Annotated in this window: 13 protein-coding genes; 3 read left to right on the top strand and 10 right to left on the bottom strand. The window is 37.2% G+C overall.

The genetic code is table 11. From position 1 onward, the window contains the following. Positions 1 to 26: 26 nt before the first annotated feature. The 10 genes from NSQ92_RS10420 to NSQ92_RS10375 all read right to left on the bottom strand — a co-directional run bounded on the left by NSQ92_RS10420 (position 27) and on the right by NSQ92_RS10375 (position 10,538). Positions 27 to 1,289, bottom strand: a complete 1,263-nt coding sequence (locus tag NSQ92_RS10420) for an L-lactate MFS transporter (protein ID WP_047943429.1) — start codon at positions 1,287 to 1,289, stop codon at positions 27 to 29. A 53-nt stretch (positions 1,290 to 1,342) separates the two neighbouring features. After that, a complete protein-coding gene (gene purT, locus NSQ92_RS10415; RefSeq protein WP_341152918.1) occupies positions 1,343 to 2,524 on the bottom strand; it encodes a formate-dependent phosphoribosylglycinamide formyltransferase in 1,182 nt (393 codons plus the stop codon). A gap of 568 nt (positions 2,525 to 3,092) precedes the next feature. After that, positions 3,093 to 4,409, bottom strand: coding sequence for an allantoinase (locus NSQ92_RS10410; RefSeq protein WP_047943427.1), 1,317 nt, complete (start codon positions 4,407 to 4,409; stop codon positions 3,093 to 3,095). 4 nt (positions 4,410 to 4,413) lie between these two features. Next, positions 4,414 to 4,755 carry a hydroxyisourate hydrolase gene (uraH, locus tag NSQ92_RS10405; protein ID WP_061798850.1) on the bottom strand — a complete coding sequence of 114 codons (342 nt, stop codon included), beginning with the start codon at positions 4,753 to 4,755 and terminating at the stop codon, positions 4,414 to 4,416. A 3-nt stretch (positions 4,756 to 4,758) separates the two neighbouring features. Continuing rightward, positions 4,759 to 5,277: a 2-oxo-4-hydroxy-4-carboxy-5-ureidoimidazoline decarboxylase gene (uraD, locus tag NSQ92_RS10400; RefSeq protein WP_047943425.1), complete on the bottom strand. Its 519-nt coding sequence runs from the start codon at positions 5,275 to 5,277 to the stop codon at positions 4,759 to 4,761. After that, positions 5,255 to 5,770: a (2Fe-2S)-binding protein gene (locus NSQ92_RS10395; protein ID WP_047943424.1), complete on the bottom strand. Its 516-nt coding sequence runs from the start codon at positions 5,768 to 5,770 to the stop codon at positions 5,255 to 5,257. The genes uraD and NSQ92_RS10395 overlap by 23 nt, the downstream gene beginning before the upstream one ends. Before the next feature lie 10 nt (positions 5,771 to 5,780). Continuing rightward, positions 5,781 to 8,066, bottom strand: a complete 2,286-nt coding sequence (pucD, locus tag NSQ92_RS10390; RefSeq protein WP_341152755.1) for a xanthine dehydrogenase subunit D — start codon at positions 8,064 to 8,066, stop codon at positions 5,781 to 5,783. A gap of 24 nt (positions 8,067 to 8,090) precedes the next feature. Then, on the bottom strand, positions 8,091 to 8,948 hold the full coding sequence (locus NSQ92_RS10385; RefSeq protein ID WP_047943422.1) for an FAD binding domain-containing protein: 858 nt from the start codon (positions 8,946 to 8,948) through the stop codon (positions 8,091 to 8,093). A gap of 1 nt (position 8,949) precedes the next feature. Further along, positions 8,950 to 9,561: a nucleotidyltransferase family protein gene (locus NSQ92_RS10380; protein WP_047943421.1), complete on the bottom strand. Its 612-nt coding sequence runs from the start codon at positions 9,559 to 9,561 to the stop codon at positions 8,950 to 8,952. After that, positions 9,558 to 10,538 (bottom strand): XdhC family protein, encoded by a 981-nt coding sequence (locus NSQ92_RS10375; protein WP_047943420.1) that lies wholly within the window; start codon positions 10,536 to 10,538, stop codon positions 9,558 to 9,560. Before NSQ92_RS10375 ends, NSQ92_RS10380 begins: the two co-directional genes overlap by 4 nt. Before the next feature lie 377 nt (positions 10,539 to 10,915). On the opposite strand from NSQ92_RS10375, the gene NSQ92_RS10370 reads away from it, so the two are divergent. The 3 genes from NSQ92_RS10370 to NSQ92_RS10360 all read left to right on the top strand — a co-directional run bounded on the left by NSQ92_RS10370 (position 10,916) and on the right by NSQ92_RS10360 (position 11,998). Further along, a complete protein-coding gene (locus NSQ92_RS10370) occupies positions 10,916 to 11,110 on the top strand; it encodes a helix-turn-helix domain-containing protein (protein WP_235973392.1) in 195 nt (64 codons plus the stop codon). A gap of 144 nt (positions 11,111 to 11,254) precedes the next feature. Then, on the top strand, positions 11,255 to 11,422 hold the full coding sequence (locus tag NSQ92_RS10365) for a hypothetical protein (RefSeq protein ID WP_341152754.1): 168 nt from the start codon (positions 11,255 to 11,257) through the stop codon (positions 11,420 to 11,422). Positions 11,423 to 11,428: 6 nt separating this feature from the next. After that, complete coding sequence (locus NSQ92_RS10360) at positions 11,429 to 11,998, top strand: hypothetical protein (protein ID WP_341152753.1); 570 nt, start codon at positions 11,429 to 11,431, stop codon at positions 11,996 to 11,998. The last annotated feature ends 23 nt before the right edge of the window (positions 11,999 to 12,021 follow it).

Raw genomic sequence — 12,021 nt, 5'->3', positions numbered from 1 at the left:
ACGTGATAAGTCCTATTTAAATACTATTAGAAGCTATTACTTTCTGTCGCCGATCTATTCATTTCTTCTAATCTACGAATATCTATACGAATAAGCAAGGAAACTGCCAGAGATATAATAAACATACAAGAGAAAACAAGCAATGTTCCTTGATAGCTTCCTGTTGTATCGCGAATCCATGATACAATGCTAGGTCCAGCAACACCTGCAGCAGACCAAGCTGTAAGAATATAACCATGAATTGCCCCTAACTGTTTTGTACCGAATATATCTCCAATATAAGCTGGGATTGACGCGAATCCACCGCCATAGCAAGACATAATAATAAATACAATAATGGAAAAGGCAATATAATGATGTAAATGTGGTAATGCAAAGAATGCTACTACTTGGATAGCAAAAAATAAAGTATATACATTGGGTCTGCCAATATAGTCAGAAATTGCAGCCCAGGCAATTCTTCCAATTCCATTAAATACACCCATAATCCCAACTAGTGTTGCTGCACCTGCAACTGACATGCCGGCCAATTCCTGCCCCATGGGCGAAGCAACAGCAAGAATAGCAATCCCACAAGTAATGTTAATAAATAACATAATCCACAACGCCCAAAATCGTTTCGTTTTTACGGCTTCATTTGCTGTTAATTGTGATAAATCTTTCTTCCCTTTTCCATTTCCAGCTTCAACTGATTGCTGAAAACCTTTTGGCATAAATCCTTTTGGCGGTGCTTCTAAATATTGTGCTGAAACAAATATGATAACAAAATAAACAGCTGCAAGAATATAAAATGTATTAGCTATACCAGCTGTATTAATTAAATAATTCATAACTGGACTGCTGATCATCGCAGCAAAACCGAATCCCATAATCGCTAATCCAGTTGCCAAGCCTCTGCGATCCGGGAACCACTTAACCAATGTTGAAACAGGAGTAATATAACCGACTCCTAATCCAATCCCCCCAAATATTCCATAGGTAATGTAAAGAAGCGGTAAAGATTCGATGCTTATTGCAAAACCAGCACCAGCCATCCCCAAACCGAACATACAAGCGGACAACATACCAGAAGTTCGCGGTCCGTATTTTTCAACAAAATGCCCTAAAAAGGCAGCAGATAATCCTAAAAATAAAATAGCAATACTAAAAGTCCAGGAAATGCTCGTTAATGTCCAATTAAACTGTGACTCAAGCGGCTTTGTAAACACACTCCATGCGTATACAGATCCGATTGAAATATGAATACCGACTGCAGATAAAGCAATAAGCCAACGATTTTTTGTTTTCATTGTAAGACCCCTATTGTGTTTATTTATAAATTATCACTAATTGCATTTTCTAATTAGCTAGAATAGGTGATGGAAAGTGGCGCAACAGCTTTTCTTACCCCTTCTAACGCTAATTCAACCGTTTCATTTGTATGCAATATTACTGCCATTCTTCGCCCCTCTGTCGTCTTTGGTTTTCCAAAAATGCGTATTTGAGTATTTTCAAATGATAACGTTTCTTCTATCCCCTGAATTAAGTAGTCGTTACTTTCTTCAGTTGCTTTTAATGTTTTACTAGCACCTGGGCTATGCAGCTTCACTCCTGTAACTGGATATCCTAGAATGGCTCTAACATGTAAAGCAAATTCAGATAAGTCTTGAGTAATCATTGTTACCATTCCAGTATCATGAGGGCGAGGTGAGACTTCACTAAAATAAACTCCATTTTCTGTTAAAAATAACTCCACACCAAAAATTCCATAACCACCCAGACTATCTGTAATTTTCTTAGCAATCATTTCTGCCTCATTTAATTGCTCAGCAGACATGAAATGCGGCTGCCATGATTCTATATAATCTCCGTCTTTTTGGGTATGTCCAATTGGGGGACAAAAGATTGTGCCATTAACTGAACGAACGGTTAAAAGTGTAATCTCTGATTCAAATGCAATAAACTCTTCTACTATGACTCTTGTTTTCTTCCCTCTTCCTCCATCAACAGCTTCTTTCCAGCAAGATTCTATTCCATCTATGCTTCGGCAAATACTTTGACCTTTCCCAGAAGAGCTCATGACTGGCTTTATTACACACGGAAAGCCTATATTCTGTACAGCATCTTTCAATTCCGAAATGTTATTGGCAAAGGCATATTTTGCTGTCGGTATGTTCAACGTTTCACTTGCTAATCTTCTAATACCTTCGCGATCCATCGTTAAATAGGTGGCCTTAGCAGTTGGAACTACCGAATACCCCTCTTCTTCCAGCTCCACTAGCGCACTAGTAGCAATCGCCTCAATTTCAGGAACAATAAGATCCGGTTTTTCTTTTTCAATTATTGCTTTTAATTGATTACCATCAAGCATATCTATTGTATATGAGCGGTGGGCAGCATGACTAGCTGGTGCATGATCATAACGATCGACTGCGATTGTTTCTAGTCCCAGCCGCTGCGCTTCGATAATCACCTCTTTACCCAATTCTCCTGAACCTAATAACATAATCTTTCTTGCTTGTGAAGTATTTGGTGCTCCTAACACGATTGCCAATCCCCCTAAACAATTAATTATTCCTTTATTCTGCATAATATCGTAAAAAGCTCTTCTATTCAAGTCTTTTTTTCTCTATTTCCGAACGTTTATTAAGTTAGATTATTAATAATTCGTATTTTGTTGTGGTTACGGAAAAATTAATTGTCGATAAGGGAAGGTGCATTTAAGGAAGATGAACGCTGCTTTTTGTGAAAGAGATGATATAAGTGGTTTTCATTCTCCAGATGAACGTCACTTTTTATGGAAAAGATGGCATAAGTGGTTTTCATTCAACAAATGAACGCCACTTTTTATGGAAAAGATGGCATAAGTGGTTTTCATTCAACAAATGAACGTCACTTTTTATGGAAAAGATGGCATAAGTGGTTTTCATTCAACAAATGAACGCCACTTTTTGCGGAAAAGATGATATAAGTGGTTTTCATCGGCCAAATAAATACTTTCTATACAAAAGGAAACAAAACAATCCATGATTAGAGGTTTTTCCTCCTCAATCATGGTTAATTACAGACACTGAATTCTCCTGTATTCTCATAAATAAATTGTGAAAGTCTTGCTATCTATTAAGAGTTGAATAAACTATTTCTCCTTTGCAAATAGTTGCTTTCACTTTCCCCCTAAACGTTTTGCCTATATAAGGGCTTATTTTATGCTTATAATACAGATCTTCCTTTTGGAGTGTATAGGTTTCATTTAAATCAACAATAGCTATATCTGCATCACTTCCATTTGTGATACTTCCTTTTTGTGGATAGAGCCCGAAACGTTTAGCTGGGTTTGTACTTGTTATTTTTGCGATAATCGGAAGAGAAATTCCTCGTTTCCAATAGCCTTCTTCTAATAAAACAGACAGTGTCGTTTGACAGCCGGCAATCCCACCCCATGCTTCTAATAAATTGCCATTTTTCATGGATGGAAGCGATGGTGAATGATCTGATCCAATCATATCAATTTCCTCTCGTTTGATTGCTTCCCACAAGTCATCTACTTCGTTATCAGAGCGTAGCGGTGGAGCGCATTTTGCGACGGCTCCTAATTCTTCTAAGTCATCGATTGTTAATGATAAATAATGAGGACATGTTTCAACGCTTATGTCCAGCCCCCGCCGCTTTGCGACAATTATTGGTTCCAATACTTTAGAACTTGTGATGTGAACGATGTGCACCTTACATCTAGTGGCTTCGGCATATGCAATGATCCGCTGAACAGCCTCCACTTCCGAAAAGATAGGTCTTGCATTGGAAAAAGCAAGGCCTATATTAGTCTGTTGATGGATGATTTCCTTGCTTAAAAACTCTGTAATCGTATCACTTTCTGCATGAACGGCTAAGATACTATGTAAAGCTGCGATTTTTTTCATCGCTTGATATAAAGTGCGGTCATCAGCGCTTTGAAAATCTTCTATCCCGCTATTCGACATAAATGCTTTAAAACCAATGACACCACATTTTACTAATTTTTCAATCTCATTATAATTACCAGGAACAATTCCTCCCCATAAACGGTAATCAATAACTGATTTTTTCTTAGCTAGCCTTTCTTTTTGCTGGAAACCATATTCTGTTATTGTAGGTGGATGACTATTAAGAGGCATATCAAAAAATAACGTTCCTCCACCAGCAGCTAAGCTTTTGCTGCCTGATTCAAGCCCTTCCCAGTCACTTCTTCCCGGCTCGTTAAAATGGACATGTGAATCGATAACCCCTGGAAATAGATATAGACCATCCGCATTGTAAGTTTTTGTAGCATTATTTCCATTAATGCCTGAACCAACTATCGCTATTTTTCCATTCTTCACTCCAACATCTGCTTTATAGACTGTTTCCTCATTTACAAGGAATCCATTTTGAATGATTAAATCTAAATCCTCCAAGTCATCAGCTCCCCCGATAGGTTTGATATCCCCAGCCAGATAATAATAAAGGGATATGATAATGCAGTTGGGTTTCATCTGTATAAAAACGAATAGGAATCGTCGTAAAAAATGGGTGTTGTTCTTTTGAATGACCAAAATACTCTTGTATATAAAATACTAATTCAAATTCTCCTGTCTCTATTTTTTCTAATAGGATAGTGTCGACTCTGCCGTCTTGATTGGTTATTCCGCTTGCTAAAAAAATTCTTTCTGAATCTTGCAATCTCCAAAGCTCAACTTTGATCCCTTTTCCTGGTTTCCCATTGGATAAATCTAATACATGAGTTGTTATGCCCGTTTTCATAGTCTATGCACCTTGTCCTTCTGTTTCTAATTCGACTATTTCCTCTAATCGGTATTTCGATATGGCAAATATCTCGATTAATGCAGTTTGAAATTCCTCTTCCTTTGTGTGGTTGATGCGTTCTTTCATGGACTGATAAATGGAATCCTTTGTATGACCTTTGACAGCTAAGATAAACGGAAAGCCGAATTTTTCAGAATAGGCTTTATTTAAGGCTGCAAATTGCATGAATTCTTGCTGCGATAATTGATTCAAGCCAGCACCCTTTTGTTCCTTACTCGAAGAGGAAGTCATTTGTAACTTCGCGCCTAAATCTGGATGTGCTCGGATTAAATCAAGCTGATCTTCAATTGGTGCTTCTGTTACTGCCTGTACCATTAGTTGATAGAGGGTATTTAAGCTTGGAAAAGGGTGATATTTCCATGTTTTATTGGCAATCCACGGACTATGCTCAAACACCCAGCCGATCTTTTCAATGAATTCCTGTCGATTCATTTGATTAATTTCTGCTATCGTATACATTTATTGATCCCTGCCCTTCCCTTTTATTAGTTAACAACGCAACAGCTCTTAAAATTCCTTCATATCCTGTACAGCGACAAAGGTTTCCAGATAATGCAGCCAGTACTTCCTCTCTAGAGGGCTGTTCGTTTTCATCTAGTAAACTTTTTAATGCCATTACCATTCCAGGAGTACAGTAACCACACTGTAGTGCGCCTGCCTCTAAAAATGCTTCTTGAATAGGATGAAGGTTTTTCTCTGCTAAGCTTTCGATCGTTAAGATTTCAGCATTTTCCAATTGATATGCCATTACTAAACAGGAATTCACCAGCTTTCCGTTCATAATGACTGAGCAGGCACCACACCTGCCAGCCTCACAAGCTATTTTCGTCCCAGTAAGAGATAAAACATCCCGAAGGATATCAACAAGGCGAAATGTTGGAGGAAGACTTAGCGTTAAAGATTCTCCATTTACCTTAAAAGTGGTTTTTTCCATAATTTTTTTTGTATCCATATGCCCCCTCCTATTCTCGTAAACCTTGTCGTTCCAGTGCTTGCAATAGTATATCCGCTTTCACTGGAAGTTGATTAAGCCATATTCCTGCAGCGTCATGAATGGCGGAAATGATAGCTGGAGCAACAGCAACTGTGCCAATTTCGCCAACCCCTCTTGGCCCATAGTCATCTCCAGGGACTAATTCTTCTATTGCAGTAACAGTTGTCTCTATCGGGATGTCTAATATCGTTGGGATAAGATACGTATCAAAATTTTCATTCATATAGCGGCCATTTTCCATAACTGCATCCTCCATAATCGTAAATCCTAACCCCATATTAGCTCCCCCTTCAATTTGCCCTAAATATCCCATTGGGTTCACTACAGGTCCAGCTGAAATAACATGATCCATCCTAGTTACTGCTACGCTTCCAGATAACAAATCTATTTCGACCTCGGCTGCTACACCGGCAAAAGTATATAAAAAATGACCACCATCAATAGAGTTTGGGGTAGTAGGAAAGTGGTAGCTTACTGAAACAGTTGGCAGCTCTTCACATGATTCTGCTAACTGTTTATATGGAAGAATAAGCGCTGGTTCCTCGTTCTCTTCTGCGTTTTTCCAAATGCCATTTTTACCAAGAAATAAGCTTTCTTTCGGACATTTAGTTTGTTTTTCTGCCAATGTAAGTAGTTTTTCGCTAAATGGACCTTTTAATTTATTGATACCAAGCCACACCATATTTGTTGCTCGTGAGGCAGTAGAAGAGCCAGAGTGGGGAACTTTAGCCGTATCGCCAATAGTAATTTCGATATCACTAGGTTCGCAAAGAAAGGTATCTGCCATAATCATATCAATGGTTGGAATTAATCCTTGCCCACATTCTTCAAATCCAAAAGATACCTCTATTTTCCCAGCACTGTTTAAAGCCAGTCGGGCACCAGAAGCATCTGCTCTTCCATATCCCAATCCCCCTCCATGCATGGTAATACTATATCCCCTTCCTTTTATTTTCTTATCTCCATTCATAGGATTTGTGACCAAGTCCTTTTGAAGAATTGCTGACTTGGTAATTTCAGTAAGGACAGCATAAGCGCCATTTGTTGGAACAATAGGCTGGTCCACCGGACCAAAATCTTCTGTCTTACGTAAATTAGTGAAGCGTAATTTGGTTGAATCTATTCTGGCTTTTTCTGCTAATCTTTCAATTTGCGTTTCTAATGCAAAGGTGATTTGATTGCCGCCAAATCCTCTGAATTCACCGGCAACACCGTTATTTGTATAAACAGAGTAGCCTTTAACATCTATATTTTCGATTATATATGGTCCAGCACTATGCTCTACAGCAAAGTCAAGTACTGCAGGTCCTAAAGTAGCATATGCACCAGTATCTGCAGTAATCTTTACTTGGTGGGCGATTATTTTTCCAGATACGTCAGCACCTGTCTTCATATAGATTTTCATTGGATGTCTTTTTAAACCGGCCTTAATCGATATTCTTCTTGATTGATGTATTTTCACTGGCCGCTGTGTTTTTAATGCCAGCAAGCTGATATATGGTTGAACATTTAATTCGTCCTTCCCTCCAAAGGAGCCTCCAATCGGGCTAGAAATAATCCGGATTTTTTCCAGTGGGAGTGCTAAAATTCGAGAAAGCTGCAGCTGATCTTTAAAACCATGCTGGGTTGGTGCATAAATGGTAATGCCTCCTGCTTCATCTGGTACAGCTACACCCCCTTCCGTTTCCATATAAGCATGCATTTGTCTTGGTGTCTGATACGTTCCTTCTATGATCCATTCGCACTTATTAAAGGCTTCTTCTATATTACTTTCTCCCTTCTTAAAAGCAGCCTGATGAAGGAGATTTCCTTCTTTATGCAGCCTGATTGCAGTGTCTTTTAAGGCTTCATCTGGATCTGTGATTATCTGCAATGGCTGATATTTTACTTTAATTAAAGAAATGGCTTGTTGTGCAATTTCCTTTGTTCTAGCCGCAACAGCGGCAATTGCGTCGCCTACATATCTGACTTTCTCTTCACAAAAGACCGGCTGATCCTGTATAACAATCCCAAAGCCATTTAAGCCTGGTACATCCTTATAAGTGATAACAGCAAAAACCCCAGCAAGCTCTTCTGCTTCTTTAGTATCGATTGATTCAATTTCTGCATGAGGATATTCACTTCTAAGAACGATTCCATAAAGCATATTAGGAAACGTTAAGTCAGTTAAATACTTAAGTTTTCCAGTCACCTTAGGCACACCGTCTCTTCTTATTTTCCAACGACTACCAGCGCTTTCGTTATCAAGGATCATCTAAACAACTCCCTTCTTTTTCTATTAAAGTAATTCTTTCATATTAGCAATTATTACGTTTGCTGCGACTTTTTTGCGATACGCTTCTGTTATAAAGGGATCTGTATAAGATAGGAAGTCTTCCTGAATGACTTTAGAGATTCGGGACCAATCAATAGGACTCTGCGAGCGGGTAATCTCCCTTTCTGTGCTTGTAAGACGAGTCGGAATGTGACTGCCTCCGCCAATCGCAATTTTTATGGTCTTTATATTTTTTTCTTCAAATTCTAGATACCCTGCAATCGATATAATTGCAGCTGTAAAACTGGCCCGTCTACCAATCTTTCTAAAAAAAGAATATGTTTCTAGCTTTCGTGCTGCTATTGGTATGAGTACTTTTGTTAACAATTCGGATGATGGCCGCTTTTTTGATGCCAGCCAATCCTTTAATGTGATTAAGTAGGTCTCCTTGCCATTAAAAAAAGTTAATAGTGCCTCCAAAACTAATAAAGCAGGAATGCTATCACCAATTTTGCTGCATATATTTCCGCCAATTGTTCCTCTGTTACGAATTGCAGGAGCCGCTATTTTCTCACAGGCCTCTACTATAAGCGGAGCCTTTTCTTGCATTAATACGCTGGTTAAACATTCAGAAATAGACATGCCTGCACCAATCTGCAAAAAGAATTGGCCATCTAGTTCTACTTCTGAGATTCCTTTTAACTCCATTAATTTTTCTGTACTAATAAGGTGGTTTGGTTTGTCCTGACCTGCTTCCCAATTTACTTGAAGGATTGTTCCACCGGAGATAAAGGCATAATTTGATTCATTCCATTTATTAATAGCAGATAAGGTGGTAGGTATTTCCACAGTAGTCGGATAATTGAGAGTTGAAACATGCATGTTATTCCCTCCTTTTCAGCACTTTTTCATAATCATTTTTTGTATCAATATCAATAAAATATTCTTCTTCAGAAAATTCAATCTTTTCCCCATGCATAATGCCATCTTGCAATAATTTTCTAGCTCCTATATCTCCTTCTAAGTAGTTTATATCTGATATCGCGCTCGGATGGAATAAAATCGGCGGATTGTAAACCCCCTTATGCATGCTTGCTACATATTTATATGGAGGAAGTAATGGAGTAGTCACGATTTTATCAATCATTTCATGGGTAATAAAAGGCTGATCTGCTAAACATACAAGAATCTTTTCTGCCTGTTGCTCGATAGCTGCTTTAAAACCTTTTTTTAAAGAATATGATTGCCCTAGAGACGCTTCGTCACAAGTAATTACTTTCCCTTTTTTTCCATTCAAAAAGAGTTTATTAGCAGGTGTTATCCAGTTTAAGTGATCGCCTGGTTGAACGATAACAAAAACATAATCAACAAATGGCGAGGTAAGCAACACAGATAATCCATGATTACCAACTGTTTCATTCCGAAGAGGAAGGGACAGTTTATGTTCTCCCATCCTCTTGCTATTCCCCGCAGCTAAATATAAGGCTGTAATCATCCTATTTTACCTACAAGAGAATTCTTTTCATTTTTAATTTTAATTAATTGTGCTGTTATACTAATGGCGATTTCTTCTGGGCTTTCTGAATGAATAGATATTCCGACTGGATAGTGGATCCAATCTGGCTTTATTTTTTCTGCCAATAATTTTTCCGACCTCTTTTTGGAGCCTAATAACCCAAAGAATTTTACCCTTCGTTCCAAAAGTAAATGTACAAATTCTTGATCTTTACTAAAGCTGTGTGTCATCAATAGTACATAATCATCTTCTGAGGGTTTTATTGCGGCCAGCACCTGAGTCGGAGAACCTATTTGATATTCTTTTGCGTCTGGGAAATTATCTGCTGAACAAATAGCTTCTCGCCAATCAGATAAGATGACATAAAACCCGGCTTTGCTAGCAAAAGAGACAACTGGTTTGACATCTGGTCCTGCTCCATAGATAATTAATCTTGGTTGAGGAGAGAGAGCTTGGGTAAATATATACTTATTGTCAGTATCCAAAAAAGAAGTAGATGCAACATTTGTTTCTGTTTTTGTTTGTGGGCTGACCGTATTAACAAGGAAATTATCTAATTTATGAAAACTCTTAATAAGTTTGACACTTTCTCCTTTTTGCATATGTGATTTTAATTGCTGAAAAACTTTGCTTGTTGCCGGCGTGACCGGTTCAACCATAATATAAATTTTCCCATCACATCCAATGCCTTGCCCCCATGTCAAATCATCTTCTGAACGCAGATCGTATTCCATTAAAAAAGCTTTAGCTTTTTGCTGCATTTCGATTCTTGCGAGTAAATCCTGCTCTACACATCCGCCTGTTAATAATCCCTTTTCTTTTCCGGCATCCGTGATGAACATCATAGTTCCTTCTTTCCGGTAGGCTGTTCCTTCCACCTTCACAATTGTCGCTAAATAACTGTTTTTTTCTGTTGCAATAACCGCATCAATAACAGCATAATGATCGGAAGACACGCTAACTCCCCCATTCCAATCAAATTTTTAGTCGAATCGAAAATCATTGTTACTTTTTATAACATTAGATGTTATTACATCATATTAATTCCTTCCTTTTTATATGTCATTGGACTAATTAAATAATAATCTAAGTGGTAATTAGATAGATTGAACAAATTATCTAAAAATTAAAAAAATGAATATTATAATTCAAAATATTTGTATTCGTTTTTTACTAGCATAATATATTTACATTTTCTTGATTATCAACTATAATGCTCATATCTTGGATTAAAAAATTCTTCTTTTCGTCTTTCTTATTTATTCTTTTATTTAATTAAATGAGGTGGACTATGAATAAAGAAATTATTAAATTTATTAGGAAAAATTATGAAATGACACAGAGAGATTTTGCCCGTGTTTTAAATTGCAGCTTTGCATTAATTGCTTTAGTGGAAGTCGGAAAGCGAAGAGTTAGTAAAGATTTAGAAAATAAGATTAGACAAACGTTTAACATTGACGATCAAGATATCGCCTCCATTACATCCATAATATCAGAAATAAGTAAAGGAATTCCTCCGTTTATGTAGTTTCTAGAAGAAAATAGCAAGAACATACAGATCCCTTGTGTTATGCTTTATGTAGATACTTTCTATTTTCTTCTATTTAAAATTATCCTCTGCACCCTTTTTTCTCTTTCCCAATAGAATAAAGAAGGAGAAAGGAGGGGGAAAATGCCTACAAAGGAACACCACAGCAACTCTTCAAAAGTTTATCTTCCCAAACTTTCTGCTGAAAGTTTAAATAATCAATCCCATTTCCAACACAATTATTTACAGGAATATCTATTTAAACAGCACAAACAAAATGAGCAATTAATGACATTATGGTATAAATTTTAGGAAGATTTGATTGAGAAACAGAAGAAGCATCTTCAGCATTTTAACGAAATCGATTCAAAATTAGAACTTAATGATTCAGCTACAAAGGAGCTTTTAACTAAAATTACTGATTTAGATAATGAAACATCCACAATAGAAGCACAACTTGACACTCTTATCTTGCTAGCAGAAGAGCAAAAAGAATTAACAAGGGAAGAATCTCTGCGGCAAACAGCTCTATTTGACCAGTTAACCTTTCAAGAGAAAGATATTTCGATGATTTCTAATAAAATGGAAGAATTTAATCAGCTTGCTGCAGACGTGAAAACAAAAATCACGGAAACTGAAACCAACTATCAACATATTGCAGAAAAGTTGGATTTACACGAAATATTTCAGCAAACCTTATTAGAAAGCATGAAAGAAACAACTGGGAGTGTCAATAAAATCAGTCGGCAGCTCGACCATCTTAAAGAAGTTATCTTTGAAAGAGTACATTATTTAGCGGAAAAAATAGAAAACAATATAAAAAGCATCTCGCAGCCAATTCAGCGATTCTTCGTTTCTTCTAAAAAAGATGAGACGATAAAAAAATAAAATGGTAATTTTTTATACACAAA

This window comes from Niallia sp. FSL M8-0099 (assembly GCF_038006945.1).
Lineage (GTDB): Bacteria > Bacillota > Bacilli > Bacillales > Cytobacillaceae > Niallia > Niallia circulans.
The sequence above is the reverse complement of the archived record's forward strand: the minus strand, read 5'-3'. Positions and strand labels throughout refer to the sequence as shown.